17 protein-coding genes and 4 tRNA genes are annotated in these 18,218 nt (G+C 59.9%); 11 read left to right on the plus strand and 10 right to left on the minus strand.

The features are described 5' to 3' along the window. The first annotated feature begins 31 nt into the window (after positions 1 to 31). The 5 genes from ACMGF8_RS27340 to ACMGF8_RS27360 are packed head-to-tail and all read left to right on the plus strand — an operon-like array spanning position 32 to position 4,147. Complete coding sequence (locus ACMGF8_RS27340; RefSeq protein ID WP_115580672.1) at positions 32 to 838, plus strand: alkaline phosphatase family protein; 807 nt, start codon at positions 32 to 34, stop codon at positions 836 to 838. After that, complete coding sequence (locus ACMGF8_RS27345) at positions 835 to 1,680, plus strand: ABC transporter permease (RefSeq protein ID WP_110594666.1); 846 nt, start codon at positions 835 to 837, stop codon at positions 1,678 to 1,680. The genes ACMGF8_RS27340 and ACMGF8_RS27345 overlap by 4 nt, the downstream gene beginning before the upstream one ends. Then, positions 1,667 to 2,467: an ABC transporter permease gene (locus tag ACMGF8_RS27350; RefSeq protein WP_102860784.1), complete on the plus strand. Its 801-nt coding sequence runs from the start codon at positions 1,667 to 1,669 to the stop codon at positions 2,465 to 2,467. Before ACMGF8_RS27345 ends, ACMGF8_RS27350 begins: the two co-directional genes overlap by 14 nt. Then, complete coding sequence (locus ACMGF8_RS27355) at positions 2,464 to 3,453, plus strand: ABC transporter ATP-binding protein (protein WP_102860783.1); 990 nt, start codon at positions 2,464 to 2,466, stop codon at positions 3,451 to 3,453. Before ACMGF8_RS27350 ends, ACMGF8_RS27355 begins: the two co-directional genes overlap by 4 nt. Before the next feature lie 40 nt (positions 3,454 to 3,493). Beyond that, positions 3,494 to 4,147 (plus strand): HAD family hydrolase, encoded by a 654-nt coding sequence (locus tag ACMGF8_RS27360; RefSeq protein ID WP_416757885.1) that lies wholly within the window; start codon positions 3,494 to 3,496, stop codon positions 4,145 to 4,147. Between the two features lie 122 nt (positions 4,148 to 4,269). Here the strand turns inward: ACMGF8_RS27360 and ACMGF8_RS27365 are convergent, their stop codons facing one another. Further along, the gene (locus ACMGF8_RS27365) at positions 4,270 to 5,232 is read right to left on the minus strand and encodes a zinc-binding dehydrogenase (protein WP_102880524.1); all 963 of its coding nucleotides are present in this window, start codon (positions 5,230 to 5,232) and stop codon (positions 4,270 to 4,272) included. Between the two features lie 138 nt (positions 5,233 to 5,370). On the opposite strand from ACMGF8_RS27365, the gene ACMGF8_RS27370 reads away from it, so the two are divergent. Together ACMGF8_RS27370 and ACMGF8_RS27375 are read left to right on the plus strand one after the other, a co-directional pair. Then, the gene (locus ACMGF8_RS27370) at positions 5,371 to 7,455 is read left to right on the plus strand and encodes a carboxy terminal-processing peptidase (RefSeq protein ID WP_416757887.1); all 2,085 of its coding nucleotides are present in this window, start codon (positions 5,371 to 5,373) and stop codon (positions 7,453 to 7,455) included. 135 nt (positions 7,456 to 7,590) lie between these two features. Then, complete coding sequence (locus ACMGF8_RS27375; RefSeq protein WP_207166370.1) at positions 7,591 to 9,423, plus strand: bifunctional diguanylate cyclase/phosphodiesterase; 1,833 nt, start codon at positions 7,591 to 7,593, stop codon at positions 9,421 to 9,423. On the opposite strand, the gene ACMGF8_RS27380 is transcribed toward ACMGF8_RS27375, so the two are convergent. The 5 genes from ACMGF8_RS27380 to ACMGF8_RS27400 form a co-directional block, all read right to left on the minus strand. After that, the gene (locus tag ACMGF8_RS27380) at positions 9,368 to 9,790 is read right to left on the minus strand and encodes a sel1 repeat family protein (RefSeq protein WP_102860778.1); all 423 of its coding nucleotides are present in this window, start codon (positions 9,788 to 9,790) and stop codon (positions 9,368 to 9,370) included. The genes ACMGF8_RS27375 and ACMGF8_RS27380 overlap by 56 nt on opposite strands. Further along, positions 9,791 to 10,162, minus strand: coding sequence for a hypothetical protein (locus tag ACMGF8_RS27385; RefSeq protein WP_003179080.1), 372 nt, complete (start codon positions 10,160 to 10,162; stop codon positions 9,791 to 9,793). After that, a complete protein-coding gene (locus ACMGF8_RS27390; protein WP_102860777.1) occupies positions 10,159 to 10,500 on the minus strand; it encodes a helix-turn-helix domain-containing protein in 342 nt (113 codons plus the stop codon). Before ACMGF8_RS27390 ends, ACMGF8_RS27385 begins: the two co-directional genes overlap by 4 nt. A 114-nt stretch (positions 10,501 to 10,614) precedes the next feature. Next, positions 10,615 to 11,070 (minus strand): YkvA family protein, encoded by a 456-nt coding sequence (locus ACMGF8_RS27395; RefSeq protein WP_102880528.1) that lies wholly within the window; start codon positions 11,068 to 11,070, stop codon positions 10,615 to 10,617. A 291-nt stretch (positions 11,071 to 11,361) separates the two neighbouring features. After that, positions 11,362 to 12,075 carry an FKBP-type peptidyl-prolyl cis-trans isomerase gene (locus tag ACMGF8_RS27400; RefSeq protein WP_102860775.1) on the minus strand — a complete coding sequence of 238 codons (714 nt, stop codon included), beginning with the start codon at positions 12,073 to 12,075 and terminating at the stop codon, positions 11,362 to 11,364. Between the two features lie 267 nt (positions 12,076 to 12,342). Between ACMGF8_RS27400 and ACMGF8_RS27405 the strand changes: the two genes are divergently transcribed. Beyond that, a complete protein-coding gene (locus tag ACMGF8_RS27405; RefSeq protein WP_102860774.1) occupies positions 12,343 to 14,151 on the plus strand; it encodes a di-heme-cytochrome C peroxidase in 1,809 nt (602 codons plus the stop codon). Beyond that, positions 14,148 to 15,317 (plus strand): catalase family protein, encoded by a 1,170-nt coding sequence (locus tag ACMGF8_RS27410; protein WP_102860773.1) that lies wholly within the window; start codon positions 14,148 to 14,150, stop codon positions 15,315 to 15,317. Before ACMGF8_RS27405 ends, ACMGF8_RS27410 begins: the two co-directional genes overlap by 4 nt. A 140-nt stretch (positions 15,318 to 15,457) precedes the next feature. Here the strand turns inward: ACMGF8_RS27410 and ACMGF8_RS27415 are convergent. From ACMGF8_RS27415 to ACMGF8_RS27430, 4 genes are all read right to left on the minus strand, one after another. Then, positions 15,458 to 15,534 (minus strand) — tRNA-Asp (locus tag ACMGF8_RS27415). Between the two features lie 19 nt (positions 15,535 to 15,553). Beyond that, positions 15,554 to 15,629, minus strand: a tRNA-Val gene (locus ACMGF8_RS27420). Positions 15,630 to 15,816: 187 nt separating this feature from the next. Then, positions 15,817 to 15,893: transfer RNA gene (locus ACMGF8_RS27425), tRNA-Asp, on the minus strand. Between the two features lie 19 nt (positions 15,894 to 15,912). Continuing rightward, positions 15,913 to 15,988, minus strand: a tRNA-Val gene (locus ACMGF8_RS27430). Positions 15,989 to 16,148: 160 nt separating this feature from the next. On the opposite strand from ACMGF8_RS27430, the gene rdgC reads away from it, so the two are divergent. Beyond that, positions 16,149 to 17,069, plus strand: a complete 921-nt coding sequence (gene rdgC / locus ACMGF8_RS27435) for a recombination-associated protein RdgC (protein ID WP_016967448.1) — start codon at positions 16,149 to 16,151, stop codon at positions 17,067 to 17,069. A 75-nt stretch (positions 17,070 to 17,144) separates the two neighbouring features. Next, positions 17,145 to 18,122: a bile acid:sodium symporter family protein gene (locus ACMGF8_RS27440; RefSeq protein WP_416757892.1), complete on the plus strand. Its 978-nt coding sequence runs from the start codon at positions 17,145 to 17,147 to the stop codon at positions 18,120 to 18,122. The last annotated feature ends 96 nt before the right edge of the window (positions 18,123 to 18,218 follow it).

Raw genomic sequence — 18,218 nt, forward strand, 5'->3', positions numbered from 1 at the left:
TGCGTTGCCTGATCCCGGAGTTCCCCCGTTCATGAAGCACAACGTCATCCTTGTGGTGCTCGACGGCCTCAACCACGAAGTTGCCCGACACGCCATGGGCCACCTGCAAGCCTACGTCGGCGCAGGCCGCAGCGCCCTGTACAAGCTGCAATGCGAATTGCCGGCCCTGTCCCGGCCGCTGTACGAGTGCATCCTCACCGGTGTCGCGCCGATCGACAGCGGTATCGTCCACAACCAGGTCTCGCGCCTGTCCACCCAGCGCAGCATTTTCCACTACGCCCGCGAGGCCGGCCGCTCCACTGCCGCCGCGGCCTATCATTGGGTCAGCGAGCTGTACAACCGCAGTCCCTTCAATGCACCACGGGACCGGCACACCGCCAATCCCGAGCTGCCGATCCAGTACGGCCATTTCTATTGGAACGATCACTATCCCGACTCCCATCTCTTCGCCGATGCGGAGAGCCTGCGCCTGCGGCACCAACCGGATTTTCTCCTGGTGCACCCGATGAACATCGATGACGCCGGGCACAAGCACGGCCTCGACAGCACCCAGTACCGCAACAGCGCGCGTTCGGCAGACATCATCCTCGCCGACTATCTGCAAGGCTGGCTCGATGCTGGCTACCAGGTGTTGGTGACCGCCGACCACGGCATGAACAACGACCGCTCCCACAACGGTCTCTTGGCCGAGGAGCGGGAAGTTCCGTTGTTCGTTCTCGGCAATGCCTTCAGTCTCGACCCAGGTGCCACGCCAAAGCAGACCGAACTGTGCGGCACCATCTGCCAATTACTGGGCGTGGCCCATGACAAACCCTTCTGCCGGGAGCTGTTGCAGTGAATTCAGTCACCCGCGGCAAATGGCTGGCGGCACTCTGTCTGGTGCCTTTTGCCCTGTTCTTCATCGTGTTCCAGATCGCCCCGCTGGTGTGGGTGCTGATCAACAGCCTGCAGTCGGAAGAGTTCGGCTGGGGCCTGGCCAACTTCAGCAAGATCTTCAGCTCGAAGTTCTACTTGCAGGCCATCCAGCACAGCCTGGAGATCAGTTTCTGGTCCAGCGTGTTCGGCATCATCATTGCGGTGCTGGGCAGTTACTCCTTGCGCAGGGTGGACTCCAAACTGCGCAACTTCGTCAACGCCTTCGCCAACATGACCAGCAATTTCTCCGGCGTGCCCCTGGCCTTTGCCTTCATCATCCTCCTGGGCTTCAACGGCACCATCACCATCATGCTCAAGCAGTCGGGGATCATTCAGGACTTCAACCTGTACTCCAAGACTGGGCTGATCATTCTCTATACCTACTTCCAGATTCCCCTGGGGGTGCTGTTGCTGTACCCGGCCTTCGACGCCCTGCGCGAAGACTGGCGTGAATCCGCCGCGCTGCTGGGCGCCAACGGCTGGCAGTTCTGGCGCCACATCGGGCTGCCCGTGCTGACCCCGGCATTGCTGGGCACCTTCGTCATCCTGCTGGCCAACGCCCTGGGCGCCTACGCCACGGTCTATGCCCTGACCACCGGCAACTTCAACGTGCTGCCGATCCGCATCGCCGCCATGGTTTCCGGGGACATCTCCCTGGACCCGAACATGGCCAGCGCCCTGGCGGTGGTGCTGGTGGCCCTGATGACCCTGGTCACCATCGTCCATCAGTTGCTGTTGAAGAGGAGCTACCATGTCTCGCGCTGAACCCGGCTCCGCCGCCCTGTACCACCGGGTGGTGGTCTACCTGCTGTTCGCCATCCTGTTGCTGCCGCTGCTGGGGACCCTTGTCTACTCCATCGCCAGCAGTTGGTCGGCCACCATCCTGCCCAGCGGTTTCACCTTCAAGTGGTACCTGCAGCTGTGGAGCGACCCGCGCTTCCTCAATGCTTTCGGCCAGTCGCTGCTGGTCTGCGTCGGCGCGCTGGTGCTGTCGGTGGTGCTGATCCTGCCGCTGCTGTTTGTGGTGCACTACCACTTTCCCAAGCTCGACGCCTTGATGAACATCCTGATCCTGCTGCCCTTCGCGGTGCCGCCAGTGGTGTCCTCGGTGGGCCTGCTGCAGCTCTATGGCTCAGGGCCCTTCGCCATGGTTGGCACGCCCTGGATCCTCATCGGCTGCTACTTCACCGTGGCGCTGCCGTTCATGTACCGGGCCATCACCAACAACCTGCAAGCGATCAACCTGCGCGACCTGATGGACGCCGCCCAACTGCTCGGCGCCAGCACCTGGCAGGCAGCCTTCCTGGTGGTCCTGCCCAACCTGCGCAAAGGCCTGATGGTGGCGTTGCTGCTGTCCTTCTCGTTCCTGTTCGGCGAGTTCGTGTTCGCCAACATCCTGGTGGGCACCCGCTATGAAACCCTGCAGGTCTACCTGAACAACATGCGCAACAGCAGCGGCCACTTCACCAGCGCCCTGGTGATCTCCTACTTCTTCTTTGTGCTGGTTCTGACCTGGGCCGCCAACATCTTGAACAAGGACAAAAGCCAATGAGCTTCGTCAGCGTCCAACACCTGCAAAAGAACTACGCAGGCACCACGGTGTTCAGCGATATCAATTGCGAAATCCAGAAAGGCGAGTTCGTCACCCTGCTGGGCCCGTCCGGCTGCGGCAAGTCCACCCTGCTGCGCTGCATCGCCGGACTGACCCCCGTGGACGGTGGCAAGATCCTTCTCGATGGCCAGGACATCGTGCCCTTGAGCCCACAAAAACGCGGGATCGGCATGGTGTTCCAGAGCTATGCGTTGTTTCCCAACATGACCGTGGAACAGAACGTCGCCTTCGGCCTGCGTATGCAGAAGGTCAACGCCGACGACAGCCGCAAGCGGGTCCTTGAAGCCTTGCAACTGGTGGAGCTCAATGACTTTGCCAGTCGTTATCCACACCAACTGTCCGGCGGCCAGTGCCAGCGGGTGGCTCTGGCCCGCTCCCTGGTGACCCGGCCGCGCTTGCTGTTGCTGGACGAGCCGTTGTCGGCCCTGGATGCACGTATCCGCAAGCACCTGCGTGAACAGATCCGCAACATCCAGCGGGAACTGGGCCTGACTACCATCTTCGTCACCCACGACCAGGAAGAAGCGCTGACCATGTCCGACCGGATCTTCCTGATGAACCAGGGCAGGATCGTCCAGAGCGGCGATGCCGAAACGCTCTACACCGCGCCGGTGGATGTATTCGCGGCGGGTTTTATCGGCAACTACAACCTGCTGGACGCCGAAAGCGCCAGCAAGCTGCTGCAGCGCCCGGTCAGCGGGCGTATCGCCATTCGCCCGGAAGCCATCGAACTCGGCAGAGAGGGCCAGCTTGATGCGCTGGTCCGCAGCCACAGCCTGCTGGGCAATGTGATTCGCTACCGGGTCGAGGCTCGCGGCGTGGAGCTGGTGGTGGATGTTCTCAACCGTTCGGCCGATGACCTGCACGCTGACGGCCAACGTCTGGCGCTGACCATCGATCCTGCCGCCCTGTGTGAGGTAGCCTGATGGCTTTCACGCAATTGATCCTGAAGAGAGAGCTGTACTGATGGCCTTGGCAATTTTTGATCTGGACGAAACCCTGATCCACGGCGACTGCGCCACCCTCTGGAGCGCACAGATGGGCCGCCTTGGCTGGGTCGACAGCGAGTCGTTCATGCGTCGCAACAACGAACTGATGGACGCTTACAGTCACGGCAAGCTGGCCATGGAAGAGTTCATGAGCTTCAGCCTGAAACCCATGGCAGGGCGTACCCCGGAGGAGGTGGCGCACCTGGTGGAGCCTTGGGTGGAAGAGGTGATCGAGCCGATCATTTTCAGCGACGCCTGCAAGACTATCGCCGCTCACCGCCAGGCCGGCGACCGGATCCTGGTGATTTCCGCCTCGGGCACCCATCTGGTGAAGCCGATTGCCGCCCGCCTGGGCATCGACGAAGTGCTGGGCATTGAGCTGGAAGTACTGCACGGCGTATATAGCGGCAATACCCTTGGCACTCTGACCTACCGCGAAGGCAAGATCACCCGCCTGCTGGAATGGCTGGACGCCGAGGAAGAAAACCTGGAAGGCGCGACGTTCTACTCCGACTCGCGCAATGACCTGCCGCTGCTACTGCGGGTAGACCATCCCCAGGTGGTGAACCCGGACCCGATACTGCGCGAACATGCAGAGAAGTCCGGTTGGCCGATCCACCACTGGAAGTAACCCTTGGCCCTGAAATGCCCGGACAGCCAGCTTCTATAGAAGCTGGCTGGTGTAGGAGCCGACTTGCCAGCCAAGCGGATTGCAACACCCTTTCGCCGGCCAGCCGGCTCCTACGCCAGCAATCACGTCAGGCTGGAGTCGATCACCAGCACCAGCTTGCCCGAGACCTGATTGGTCGCCAGCTCGGCAAATGCCGCTTCGGCGTCCCTGATCGCAAAGGTTTTGGCCAACTGTGGGCTCAGGCGTCCTTCAGCGAACAGCGGCCAGACGTTCTGCCCGAGGTCACGGAAAAGGTCAGCCTTGAACTGTTCGTCGCGGCTACGCAGGGTCGAGCCCAACAGCTGGATACGCTTGGCCAGCACCTGAGCCAGGTCCAGTTGCGCTTCACGCCCGCCCATCAGACCAATCAGCACCCAGCGCCCATCAACGGCCAGCAGCTTGAGGTTGCTGACCGCGTAATTGGCCCCTACAGGATCGAGGATCACGTCAAATGGACCGAAGTCCCGCAGCGCTTCCAGCCCCTCAGTCCGCACCACACCGCCTTGGGCGCCGAGACTTTCGCAATAGGCCAGGCGATCGGCGGAGCCGACACTCACCCAGCATGGATTGCCAAACGCCTTGCACAGCTGGATCGCGGCCGAACCGACACCACTGGCTCCCGCGTGCAACAGCACCTTCTCGCCAGGCTTGAGCGCCGCCAGTTGGAACAGATTGAGCCAGGCCGTGCTGTAGACCTCGGGCAACGCCGCAGCTTCGGCCAAGGACAACCCCTCGGGCACCGGCAGCACATGACGTGCATCAACCACCACTTCCTCGGCCATGCCGCCACCGGCCAGCAGCGCGCACACCCGGTCACCGATCTGCCAGGAAGAACCCGGCCCCACTTCGCTGATAATCCCGGAACACTCCAGGCCCAGGATCGGGCTGGCTCCCGGAGGGGGCGGATAGAGCCCTGCACGCTGTAACAGGTCGGCCCGATTGAGACCCGCAGCCGCCACCCGAATGCGAACCTGCCCTACATCACAGGCAGGGCTTGGCTCTTCAACCCACTCCACATGACCTTCAACGCCTTGCAATGCTTTCACAGTGCCTCCATAGTGAGTCTGGACTGAGCCCGGAGCGGTAGCACCGGGCTTTTTGCATTATGCGACCGGTCCTTATGGAACCGGCGACTTCAAAGACGGCCTAATATGCGTTATCAATTGCCCCCGCGTCGAATCAGCATGAAGCATTTGTTCCCCAGCACCGCCCTCGCCCTTTTCATTGGTTTCGGCCTTCTGCCGATGTCGACCAATACGTTCGCAGCCAATAGCTGGGATCAACTTCAGCCCGATCGCGATGAGGTAATTGCCAGCCTCAATGTTGTAGAACTGCTCAAACGCCACCACTACAGCAAACCGCCGCTGGATGATGCGCGCTCGGTGATCATCTATGACAGCTACCTGAAGCTGTTGGACCCATCGCGCAGCTACTTCATGGCCAGCGATATCGCGGAATTCGACAAATGGAAAACCCAGTTTGACGACTTCCTCAAGAGCGGCGACTTGAATGCCGGCTTCACCATCTACAAGCGTTATCTGGACCGGGTCAAAGCGCGTCTGGACTTCGCCTTGGCGGAGCTCAACAAAGGCGTCGACAAGATCGACTTCAACGCCAAGGAGACCTTGCTGATCGACCGCAAGGACGCCCCTTGGCTCAAGACCACCGCAGAGCTTGACGACCTGTGGCGCAAACGCGTCAAGGACGAAGTGCTGCGCATGAAGATCGCCGGCAAGGAGCCCAAGCAGATTCAGGAGACGCTGACCAAGCGCTACAAGAATCAGCTGGCGCGCCTGGACCAGACCCGGGCCGAAGACATCTTCCAGGCCTACATCAACACCTTCGCCATGTCTTACGACCCGCACACCAATTATCTGTCGCCGGATAACGCGGAAAACTTCGACATCAACATGAGCCTGTCGCTGGAAGGCATCGGCGCCGTGTTGCAGAGCGACAACGACCAGGTCAAGGTCGTGCGCCTGGTGCCGGCAGGCCCGGCAGACAAGACCAAGCAGATAGCTCCCGCAGACAAGATCATCGGTGTCGCCCAAGGCAACAAGGAAATGGTCGACGTAGTGGGCTGGCGCCTGGACGAAGTGGTCAAGCTAATCCGTGGTCCGAAAGGCACCCTGGTCCGCCTGGAAGTGATTCCGGCCAGCAATGCGCCAAACGACCAGACCAGCAAGATCGTGCCTATCACCCGCGAAGCGGTGAAGCTCGAAGACCAGGCAGTGAAGAAGTCGATCCTCAACCTCAAGCAGGATGGTAAGGATTACAAGCTCGGAGTGATCGAGATCCCGGCCTTCTACCTTGACTTCAAGGCGTTCCGCGCTGGTGATCCGGACTACAAGAGCACCACCCGCGATGTGAAAAAACTGCTGACCGAGCTGCAGAAAGACAAGGTCGATGGCGTGGTCATCGACCTGCGCAACAATGGCGGTGGCTCCCTCCAGGAAGCCACCGAACTGACCAGCCTGTTCATCGACAAAGGGCCGACAGTACTGGTACGCAACGCCGACGGTCGTGTGGATGTGCTGGAGGATGAAAACCCCGGCGCCTTCTATAAAGGCCCGATGGCACTGCTGGTAAACCGTCTCTCGGCCTCGGCCTCGGAGATTTTCGCTGGCGCCATGCAGGACTACCACCGAGCGCTGATCATTGGTGGACAGACCTTCGGTAAAGGTACGGTGCAAACCATTCAGCCACTGAACCATGGCGAGCTGAAACTGACCCTGGCCAAGTTCTATCGGGTTTCCGGCCAGAGCACCCAGCATCAGGGCGTTCTTCCGGACATCGGTTACCCGTCGATCATCGACACCAAGGAAATCGGTGAAAGCGCTCTGCCTGAAGCCATGCCCTGGGACACCATTCGCCCGGCCATCAAACCGGCTGTGGATCCGTTCAAGCCATTCCTGGCCCAGCTCAAGGCCGAACATGAAAGCCGTTCAGCGAAAGATGCGGAGTTCGTGTTCATCCGCGACAAGTTGGCCCTGGCACAGAAACTGATGGCGGAAAAAACCGTCAGCCTCAACGAAGCGGATCGTCGGGCACAGCATGCCGACATCGAAGCCAAGCAACTGGCTCTGGAAAATGCTCGTCGCAAGGCCAAGGGTGAAGAGCCGCTCAAAGAGCTGAAGAAAGAAGACGAAGATACACTAGCAGCTGCCGAGCCAGACAAGACCAAGCCGGAAGACGACGCCTACCTGAGCGAAACAGGGCGCATTCTGCTGGACTATCTGAAGCTCAACACCTCGGTAGCCAAGCACTGAAGATGATGGCAATTTAATTCGATCGCTCCTCGGAGCGTCATTAAACAGTCATCATTCTGTCGTGAAATAAAGGACCGGGCGCCGCTCTTGAATCAGGAGCGGCGCCCGGTCCTTTTTTTATCGACAGAGATCGCCATGACCACGACCGAACAGCTGAGTGCATTGAGTTCAATCCTGGCTCAAAGCGGTTTGCACAGCCTGTTCCAGCCGATCATTTCTCTCTCGCAGCGACGTATCCTCGGATACGAAGCCTTGAGCCGTGGCCCTTCCAACAGCCCCCTGCACTCCCCGGTCGCCCTGTTCGCGGTGGCCCGCCAGGCCGGGCGCCTGAGCGAACTGGAGTTCGCTTGCCGCCACAGCGCCTGCAAACGCTTCAGCGAGCAGCAATTACCCGGCAAACTGTTCCTCAACGTATCGCCGGAATCCCTGCTGGAAGCGACCCATCAACCTGGCCGGACCCTGCAACTGCTACAGGACGTCGGCATTCCTCCAAGCCAGGTGGTGATCGAACTCACCGAACAGACCCCCATCGACGACTTTCAGCTGTTGCACAATGCCCTGCATCACTACCGGGACATGGGATTTTCCATCGCCCTGGATGACCTCGGCGCCGGTTACTCCAGCCTGCGCCTGTGGTCCGAGCTGCGACCGGACTATGTAAAGATCGACCGGCACTTTATCGATGGTATCCATCAGGACGCCCTAAAGCGCGAATTCGTCGGTTCAATTCTGCAGATCGCCAAGGCGTCTCGCGCCCAAGTGATAGCCGAAGGGATAGAGATGCTCGAGGAATTGGTGGTGCTCAGCGAAATGGGAGTGGATCTAGTCCAGGGCTACTTGCTGTGCCGGCCGCAGGAACAGCCGCCTCGGGATGCCCGGGCAATGATGCCCAAGCATGACCAAACCAGCGTGGCACTCAACGATGAAGGCAGTGACCTCAGCGCGCTGCTCAACGAACAGCCCGCCGTGGCCCGTAATACCCCGACAGCCAACGTGCTGGAAGCCTTTCGCCGGCAAGCCAACCTCAACTCTCTGGCAGTCCTCGACGAACAGGGCCACCCCTGCGGGATCGTCCACCGGCATTCGCTTTCAGATGCCCTGCTCAAGCCATTTGCTACCGATCTTTTTGCCCGCAAACCCATCAGCCGCCTGATGAATGACGACTTCCTTGCCGTCGAACTCAGCCAGTCCCTGCAGCAGGTGAGCCGCCTGATCACCAGTCGCGCCCGGCAACGCATCGAGGAAGACTTCATCATCACCCTCAACGGTCACTACCTGGGACTGGGACGGGTAATAGATGTTCTCAAGCTGATCACCGAACTGAAAATCCAGCAGGCGCGCTATGCCAATCCCCTGACCCTGTTACCGGGCAACGTGCCCATCCAGCAATGCCTGACCCGCCTGCTGCAACAAGGGCAAGAGTCAGTGATCTGTTACGTGGACATCGACAGCTTCAAGCCCTTCAACGATATCTACGGCTATGGCCGTGGCGATGAAGTGCTGCTGTGCCTGGCCCAATGCCTGAATGATCGGGTCGACCCGAGTCGTGACTTCGTCGGGCATATTGGCGGGGATGATTTCTTGCTGGTGCTCGGACCTGAAGACTGGCAAAGACGCCTGAACCAGTTGCTGGACGACTTTCACAGTCAGTGCCGACGCTTCTACCGCAGCGAACACCTGGAGGCCGGTTGCTTTGTCGCCCCCAACCGTCAAGGAGTGCGTCAGGAGTTCCCCTTGCTGTCACTGTCCATCGGCGTCGTGCACTTGTATCCACAGGCTTGTGGACTACTGGATTCCAGCCAATTGGCAGAGCTGGCATCCCAGGCCAAGCATCATGCCAAGAATGTTCAGGGCTACAGCATCCACGTAATCGACAGTTTGGACGCTGCAGCCCGCATGGGAAGCGAGGCGCTCAACGAACCGATGCGGGATCGGAATCAGCCGCCTGATTCAGCTGCATCAGCTTGAGCTCCGCCAGTGGATGCCCGGCCTTGGCCGAGAGCGTCCACCAACGGCTTGCCTCGGCAGCATCAGGAGCCTTGCTGGCGGAGCCGGCGAGGCTGATCACCCCCAATTGATAGGCGGCTTTACCGTCACCGGCCAGAGCCGCCAGGCGCAGCAGGCGAATGCCCTCCTCCCGCGCCCCAAGCCCATGCCCACGAAAAGTCAGGATGTGCCCGTAGAAACTTTGCGCGTCGACATCCCCCAGATTGGCCATGCGTGCGAATTGCCCCTCCATCCACCGCCAACTGCGAGGTTCGCGGATAAACCACGGCCAATGAAACAACCGGCGCGCCAGCCAATAGCTGAGTCGTGCCTTGAGTCGCCAGAACATTCAAGCCTCCGCTGATTCGGGGTATTCATACTCGAACACGCGCACCACTTCCGATGCGTGCCATGACGCAGCGGCCACGCCATCGGATGGCCCGGAAAAACGTCCCAAGCGCTCCACACACTCAAAGAACCCGGTACGAGGTAAACGGCTAGCGCCTTGGCTGATCACCAATGAACTGCGCAATGGCTGTTCGGCCCGGGCATCCAGGGCCGCCAGATGCTCCAGCGCGGCCGTCAGGGTTTGCATGGCTGGGCTAGGCAGCTGCAATCGCTCCAGCAATGCCCGGTAGGTTAAAAGATGGCGTTGGCGACGGGCTTGATCCAATTCGCCCAACAGCCCATCCCAGTGCTGACGACTGATCCTTACACTCACGATTGCTCCCTCCACCCCGGCACCGTCAACTCCCAGGCCAGGCTGCGGCGAATCGCAGCGTCGGGTTGACGCTCGCCACTTTCAATCAGGGCCAGGTAAGACGGACTGATACCTACTTTGCGGGCCAGCGCCTCGATGGCGATGCCCTTCCCTTCGCGCAGATTGCGTAGTTGATCCAGGCCCGGAAGACTCTGGGCTGGTGGTGCCGCCTGAGAGGTTGCAGCGGCGTGTGGTTGTTGTTTGGTGAGGCCTGCGGCTGTCAATAAAGCTTGATACTGAGCCCACGGCAGAACCGCATATTCGGGCTCGCCATCGCGTTCAATAATCTGAATATCCATTACTACCCCGTAGGACAACGACTCTTACCGAGTCGGACTTTTCCCTTGAAGTGTAATCCTAACAGCGGCGGCGGTCGCGGGGAGCATGATTGTTGAGAGAGCCAGTCAATCGCCTCAGTTTTTCCGCGGCCCCTCCAGCTGCAGCTGTTCCGGTGTATCCGGCAGGCGTTCAACCACTGCCAGTTTTTCCGGCATCTGGCGGTTGCGCCAGGCGCGGAAGGCACCAAGTTCGTCATCCAGGGTCTTCATCAACCACGCCAGCACGGCGATGTCGTCGAGCATGCCGAATACCGGGAGAAAATCGGGGATCGCGTCCACCGGGCTGAGGAAATACATCAACCCTGCCACTACCGATAGCAAAGCCTTGGGGCTGACAGCGCGATACTCACCTCGCCAGTAAGCCAGACACAGTGCCTGGAGCAGGCGCAGATCCTCCTTGACCTTGCCCAGACGGCCACCCTGGCTGGCCCCCTTGCTGGCCACGGCAAACAACAGCGTCGGTAAACGACCGCGGCTCAGCAACCGACCAGCCAGGGGCAGGAAGCGAGCAAAACTCCAGGGTGCTTTCATCATCACTCCACTGAAATGTTATCCACACAAATTGTGGATAACCTTGTGAACAGAGCTATTTTTCACAGCTGAAAGCCCCGTTTCATAAGGGCTTAGCTCAGATCGGGCGTTTTTTACTCACATAAAAAAACCCATAATTTCATTGACTTGGCGGCCTTCACAGACTACCCACCGCCGATACCCAGTTCTGACCACCTACGATGGCGCCGGTTCGGAATATTTACCAGCAGTGGCCCGCAGAAACGACAACGCCCCGTAAAAACGGGGCGTTGCTTCAGGCGCAGAGACAGGTTACTTGGCGGCGTCCTGCTTGGCTGGATCCTTGATACCCAGCAGCTCCAGTTCGAACACCAGAACCGAGTTGGCCGGGATCGACGGGCTTGGGCTTTGTGCGCCGTAGGCCAGATCGCTAGGGATGTACAGCTTGTACTTCTCACCCACGTGCATCAGTTGCAGACCTTCAACCCAACCCGGGATGACGCCACTGACAGGCAGATCGATCGGGCTGCCACGCTCTACCGAGCTGTCGAATACAGTACCGTTGGTCAAAGTACCGGTGTAGTGAACCGTGACCACGTCAGTCGACTTGGGCTGAGGACCATCAGCCTTCTTCAGCACTTCGTACTGCAGGCCGGAAGCAGTGGTAGTCACGCCGGTTTTCTTACCGTTTTCCTCGAGGAATTTCTTGCCGGCAGCAGCCGACTCTTCACTCATCTTGGCCATGCGCTCTTCGGCACGCTTTTGCAGCGCGGCAAAGGCTTCAACCAGTTCCTCATCCTTCAGCTTCTGTTCTTTCTTGCCGACGGCATCTTCGATGCCCTGGGCTACCGCTTTGGAATCCAGGTCATCCATGCCTTCTTGGGCGAGACTCTTGCCCATGTTCAGGCCGATACCGTAGGAAGCTTTTTGCGCCGGGGTTTTCAGCTCTACGCTGGTCTGCGAGTCACACCCCGCAAGTACCAGGCTAACCAGGGCCACCGCCGCCGCCAACCGATGCTGTTTCATGCTATTTCCTTGTTCATGCGCCTAAAGGGCAATCGAATAAAGCCGCGAGCTTATCAGGCGACCACGACCAATGGCTACCGGCGTAAGAGTAGTAAATGTCCGATAAGTTCACGTCTTTAAACACGTTTTATGCTTTGGGGAACGCCCGCTCAGGCGGCTCGGTGAGGCGCTGGAACGAGCGCGAATAACCATAGCGCAAGTAATGGCTACTTGCCGCGTCAGAGACGCTCAGGCATAAGGAAAGCAAATTCGACAAGGACGTACATCTTGCGCCTCATCTACCGTGTATTGCTGTTGATTGCCGTGTTGATCGGCATAGCCCTGGCCGTGGTTGTGTACTACATCGCCAACCCCAAGCTTCCCGACTATGTGCCCGTCGAGCAGGTGCACTATCTGGACCAGTGGGACGCCGCCGATCGCCAGACGTACTATTTCACCCCCCAAGGCACTCAAGTCAAAGGCCTGCGCTATGAATGGTTCACCGCCCTGGAGCTGCCCTTCTCCAAGCAGTCCTTTGCAGCGCCGGAGTACCTGGCACGCTTCGGGTTCCTGGTTCAGCCCGGACAGAAAGCCACCGCGCAGAATCCCGGCAACCTGCCAGTAGGGTTCGCCCGACACCAGAACCCAGGCAGCCCGGAACAGTACCTGGACATCACCTGCGCCGCCTGCCACACCGGGGAACTGCGCTTCAACCATCAGGCATTGCGAATCGATGGCGGATCGGCGCAACACGTCCTGCCCTCCAGCGTGCCAACCCTGCGCGGCGGCAGCTTCGGCCAGGCGCTGGTAGCCAGTCTGGCCACCACCTATTACAACCCATGGAAATTCGAGCGTTTCGCCCGCAAAGTGCTGGGCGCAGACTATGACGCGCAACATGAACAACTGCGCAAGGATTTCAAGGCCTCGCTGGACACCTTCCTCCGAGTCGCCTGGAACGACACCCATCGTGGCCTCTATCCCACCGAGGAAGGCCCGGGCCGTACCGATGCCTTCGGCCGCATAGCCAACGCCAGTTTCGGCGATGCCATTTCTGCGCAGAACTATCGGATCGCCAACGCCCCGGTGGATTACCCACAACTGTGGGACATCTGGACCTTCGATTGGGTGCAGTGGAACGGTTCCGCACAGCAACCCATGGCCCGCAACATTGGCGAGGCCCTGGGGGTCGGTGCCACCCTCAATCTGTTCGACAGCAACGGCCAGCCCCTCACCGGCGATGCCCGCTACCCGTCCAGCGTGCGGGTTCGCGACCTTAACCATATAGAAGAAACCTTGCAGCGCCTGAAGCCTCCCACATGGCCTGAGGCACTGCTGGGCACTGTCGATAAACCTCTGGCTGCCAAGGGCCGCGACCTGTTCGCCAGCCACTGCGCCGGCTGTCACCTACCGACAGTGAGCGAGAGCAACGGCCGCCCAGTGCAGCAACTGAAGATGCTCCCGGTTTCGGTGATTGGTACCGACCCGAACTCCGCCAGCAACATCGCCGACTTGCGCTATGACCTGAGCGCCCTGCAATGGGACACCGCCGAACTGGCCAAGTCCAACGTCGAACTGCATCCGACGCCCACTGAACCACTTGACCTGCGCCAACTCTCGGCCGCGAAGGGCCTGGCCTATATCACCGCCTTCGTCGAGGAACGTGCCTACCGCGATGCCAAGGTCACTCCCGAGGAACGGCCACGGCTGGATGGCTATGGCCTGCCGATCGGCGTACGGGAGCTGCGTGCCTACAAGGCCCGGCCACTGGCTGGGGTCTGGGCGACACCGCCTTACCTGCATAACGGCTCGGTGCCCAACCTGTATCAACTGCTTTCGCCCCAATCCGAACGCTCCACCACCTTCTATCGAGGCACCTTCGAATACGATCCCAAGCACCTGGGCTATCGCCCGGAAGCCTTCAAGAATGGCTTTGAATTCGATACCCGCATCAGCGGCAACCACAACAGCGGCCACGAATTCCGTGCCGGCCAGCGTGGCAACGGCGTCATCGGCCCTCTGCTGCAACCCGAAGAGCGCTGGGCGCTGCTGGAATACTTGAAAGTGCTAGGCGGACCGCTGGAGTCACAACTGCCATGAAACTCGATCTCGCAAGAAAACGACCGTCACTGCTGGCCAGGCTCTGGCTAAGCCTCAGTGCATTGCTGGGCAAGACTCTGTTATTGCTGGCTGGCATCGGCCTGCTGGGTTGGGCCCTGGGCAGCGCCTGGTTCGCCTGGCAGCACCGTGGTCCGGTGGCAGTGCAGGAGCAGATTCCCGCCGATGAAGCCGCACGCACCCAGGACATCATCCAGACCGCCGTACGCATCGTCGATCAACACCGCGAAGGCACGCGCTACCTGCGCGATGCCCACGCCAAGGCTCATGGCTGCGTGAAAGCCGAGGTCCAGGTGCTCAAGGACCTGAATTCGGAACTGCGCCAGGGTGTATTCGCCAACCCCGGCCAGACCTGGCAAGCGACCGTGCGTTTGTCCAACGGCAATGCCTATCCGCAGTTCGACAGCATTCGCGATGCCCGCGGCATGGCGATCAAACTGCTGGATGTTCCTGGGCAACAGCTGATCCCCGCGGAATCGGCGCGACGCGAGCAGGACTTCGTGATGTTCAATCATCCGAACTTCTTCGTCAGCGATGTGGCGGAGTATCAACAAAACATTGCCGCCCAGGCGGATGGCAAGAAAGTCGGCGCCTTCTTCCCTGGCTGGGATCCTCGCAGCTGGCAGATCCGCCATCTGTTCATCGCCTTGGCCACGTTGTCACCAGCACCAGCCAGCCCGACCCAGACGACCTACTTTTCGGTCTCGCCCTACAAGTTCGGTAACGCCAACGCCAAGTTCCGGGTCATGCCAGACCCGGACAGCTGCCCGGCCTACAGCTTGCCAGCGCAGAACCAGGACCTGCCCAACTTCTTGCGCAGTGCACTGACCCAGCAGCTCTCCACCGATCGGATGCCAGCCTGCTTCGTGCTGCAGATCCAGCGCCAGGATCCGAGCCGGTTCATGCCGATCGAAGACACCAGCATCGAGTGGAAAGAAAGCGACGCACCGTTTGAAACCGTGGCCCGATTGACGATCCCCGCCCAGGACTTCGACACTCCTGCGCAAAACCTCGCCTGCGACAATCAATCCTTCAATCCCTGGTTCGGCATTGAGGCCCATCGCCCTATCGGTGGTATCAACCGCTTGCGCAAAGCGGTCTACGAAGCTGTCAGTGACTACCGGCACAGCCGTAACGCCGAGCAGTAAGCCCTGAAACAAGAAAAGCGGCCTGCGGGCCGCTTTTTGGGGTGCCGGATTTGCCTAAAGCCAAACCCCAGACAGCAAAAAGCCCGCGTTAGCGGGCTTTCCGTGATGACCTGGCGTTCAGTGTTCCAGGTTATCGAATATGGCGCAGCGGACGGGACTCGAACCCGCGACCCCCGGCGTGACAGGCCGGTATTCTAACCGACTGAACTACCGCTGCGCGTAGCGTTGAAAGTAAGTGGTGGGTGATGACGGGATCGAACCGCCGACATTCTGCTTGTAAGGCAGACGCTCTCCCAGCTGAGCTAATCACCCTTTACCTTCGTTGCGGGGCGCATTATGCCACAGAAATTCTTAAAGTGTTGATTTAATTGATAATTTTATCAAAAAAATCTGAATTCCCATGAAATGCCGCACTACCCACAAACTCTTTACAGCAAAAAGCCCGCGCTAGCGGGCTTTCTGTGGTGACCTGGCGTTCAGTGTTCCAGGTTACCGAATATGGCGCAGCGGACGGGACTCGAACCCGCGACCCCCGGCGTGACAGGCCGGTATTCTAACCGACTGAACTACCGCTGCGCGTAACACTGAATGCGAATGGTGGGTGATGACGGGATCGAACCGCCGACATTCTGCTTGTAAGGCAGACGCTCTCCCAGCTGAGCTAATCACCCTTCACGTTCGGTGTGGCGCGCATTCTACGGAGCAGCCCCCACTCTGGCAAGCACTTTTTATAATAATTTTTTCAGGCCTTCCAAAGGCTTAGCGAAGGGTTGGCCTGAGCAGCAGCGAAGAGAATAATGCCCTCCTTTGTATAAAGGAGAGATTCACCCCATGTGGTTCAAAAACCTGCTGATCTATCGCCTGACCCAAGATCTGCCTTTTGATGCTGAGGCGCTGGAAACTGCACTGGCGACCAAACTGGCGCGCCCCTGTGCAAGCCAGGAGTTGACCACTTACGGTTTCGTCGCCCCTTTCGGCAAAGGTGAAGACGCCCCGCTGGTGCACGTCAGCCAGGACTTCATGCTGGTGGCAGCGCGCAAAGAAGAACGCATCCTGCCTGGCAGCGTGGTGCGCGACGCGGTGAAGGAAAAGGTCGAAGAGATCGAAGCCGAACAGATGCGCAAGGTCTATAAGAAGGAGCGCGACCAGATCAAAGATGAAATCATCCAGGCGTTCCTGCCCCGGGCCTTTATCCGCCGCTCCTCGACCTTCGCCGCCATCGCCCCGAAACAAGGGCTGATTCTGGTCAACTCCGCCAGCCCCAAGCGCGCCGAAGACCTGCTCTCCACCCTGCGCGAAGTCCTCGGCACCCTGCCAGTACGTCCACTGACCGTGAAGATCGCCCCGAGCGCAATCATGACCGACTGGGTCAAGACGCAAAAAGCCGCCGACGACTTCTTCGTGCTCGACGAATGCGAACTGCGCGACACCCACGAAGACGGCGGCATCGTGCGCTGCAAGCGCCAGGACCTGACCGGCGAGGAAATCCAGCTGCACCTGAGCACCGGCAAGGTGGTCACCCAACTGTCCCTGGCTTGGCAGGACAAACTGTCCTTCATGCTCGACGACAAGATGGTGGTCAAGCGCCTGAAGTTCGAAGACCTGCTGCAGGATCAGGCGGAACAGGACGGCGGCGATGAAGCCCTCGGCCAGCAGGACGCCAGCTTCACCCTGATGATGCTGACTTTCGGCGACTTCCTGCCGGCGCTGTTCGAGGCCCTGGGTGGCGAGGAGATTCCGCAAGGCATCTGACGCCTTGCTCCAATAGCCGCCCCGCTATAGACGCCACCGCCTTCGGTGGCGTTTTCACATAATAAGGAACAGGTCATGCGAGCACTGGCTGCACTGAGCCGCTTTGTCGGCAACACCTTCGCCTACTGGGTACTGATCTTCGCCGTCCTGGCATTCTTCCAACCCGGTTGGTTCATCGGCCTCAAAGGCGCCATCGTGCCGCTGCTGGGCCTGGTGATGTTCGGCATGGGCCTGACCCTGAAACTCGAAGACTTCGCCGAAGTGGCCCGTCATCCTTGGCGCGTCGCACTGGGAGTGGTCGCGCACTTCGTGATCATGCCCGGGGTGGCCTGGCTACTCTGCCAGGCCTTCCATCTGCCGCCGGAAATTGCCGTCGGCGTGATTCTCGTGGGTTGCTGCCCCAGCGGCACCTCGTCCAACGTCATGACCTGGCTGGCCCGGGGCGACCTCGCCCTGTCGGTGGCAATTGCTGCAGTCACCACCCTGCTCGCGCCACTCTTGACCCCTGCGCTGATCTGGCTGCTGGCTTCGGCCTGGCTGCCGGTGTCTTTCATGGAGCTGTTCTGGTCGATCCTGCAAGTAGTGCTGCTACCGATCGTGCTGGGCGTGCTGGCCCAGCGCTTGCTGGACCATCGGGTACAACATGCGGTAGAGGTACTGCCGCTGGTTTCGGTGGTGAGCATCGTCATCATCGTCACCGCCGTGGTGGCGGCCAGCCAGGCAAAAATCGCCGAGTCCGGACTGCTGATCCTGGCGGTGGTGATGCTGCACAACAGCTTCGGCTACCTGTTGGGCTATTTCACCGGCCGGCTCTTCAAACTGCCACTGGCACAACGCAAATCCCTGGCCCTGGAAGTCGGCATGCAGAACTCCGGCCTGGGGGCCGCCCTGGCCAGCGCCCACTTCTCTCCACTGGCGGCAGTACCCAGCGCACTGTTCAGCGTCTGGCATAACATCTCCGGGGCCTTGCTCTCGACCTACTTCCGCGGCATGAGGGACAAAAGCGAGCAAAAACTGGAAACACAACGAGTCGGCAACCGAGCTGAAAACTGATCGACCGAGCCGCATTGAGCAGTATACTGCGCAGCGCGAGGACGACCTCGCGACTCAATCGAGTGACTTATTTGTGGGGACGACCCCATCAACCGA

The sequence above is a fragment of the Pseudomonas sp. BNK-7 genome, assembly GCF_048072025.1.
Classification (GTDB): Bacteria; Pseudomonadota; Gammaproteobacteria; order Pseudomonadales; family Pseudomonadaceae; genus Aquipseudomonas; species Aquipseudomonas danubii.

Coding starts and splice junctions, on each gene's coding strand:
- ACMGF8_RS27340 (WP_115580672.1), top strand. CDS start 32: ATGAAGCACAACGTCATCCTTGTGGTGCTCGACGGCCTCAACCACGAA.
- ACMGF8_RS27350 (WP_102860784.1), top strand. CDS start 1,667: ATGTCTCGCGCTGAACCCGGCTCCGCCGCCCTGTACCACCGGGTGGTG.
- ACMGF8_RS27355 (WP_102860783.1), top strand. CDS start 2,464: ATGAGCTTCGTCAGCGTCCAACACCTGCAAAAGAACTACGCAGGCACC.
- ACMGF8_RS27360 (WP_416757885.1), top strand. CDS start 3,494: ATGGCCTTGGCAATTTTTGATCTGGACGAAACCCTGATCCACGGCGAC.
- ACMGF8_RS27370 (WP_416757887.1), top strand. CDS start 5,371: ATGAAGCATTTGTTCCCCAGCACCGCCCTCGCCCTTTTCATTGGTTTC.
- ACMGF8_RS27375 (WP_207166370.1), top strand. CDS start 7,591: ATGACCACGACCGAACAGCTGAGTGCATTGAGTTCAATCCTGGCTCAA.
- ACMGF8_RS27380 (WP_102860778.1), bottom strand. CDS start 9,790: ATGTTCTGGCGACTCAAGGCACGACTCAGCTATTGGCTGGCGCGCCGG.
- ACMGF8_RS27390 (WP_102860777.1), bottom strand. CDS start 10,500: ATGGATATTCAGATTATTGAACGCGATGGCGAGCCCGAATATGCGGTT.
- ACMGF8_RS27395 (WP_102880528.1), bottom strand. CDS start 11,070: ATGAAAGCACCCTGGAGTTTTGCTCGCTTCCTGCCCCTGGCTGGTCGG.
- ACMGF8_RS27400 (WP_102860775.1), bottom strand. CDS start 12,075: ATGAAACAGCATCGGTTGGCGGCGGCGGTGGCCCTGGTTAGCCTGGTA.
- ACMGF8_RS27410 (WP_102860773.1), top strand. CDS start 14,148: ATGAAACTCGATCTCGCAAGAAAACGACCGTCACTGCTGGCCAGGCTC.
- rdgC (WP_016967448.1), top strand. CDS start 16,149: ATGTGGTTCAAAAACCTGCTGATCTATCGCCTGACCCAAGATCTGCCT.
- ACMGF8_RS27440 (WP_416757892.1), top strand. CDS start 17,145: ATGCGAGCACTGGCTGCACTGAGCCGCTTTGTCGGCAACACCTTCGCC.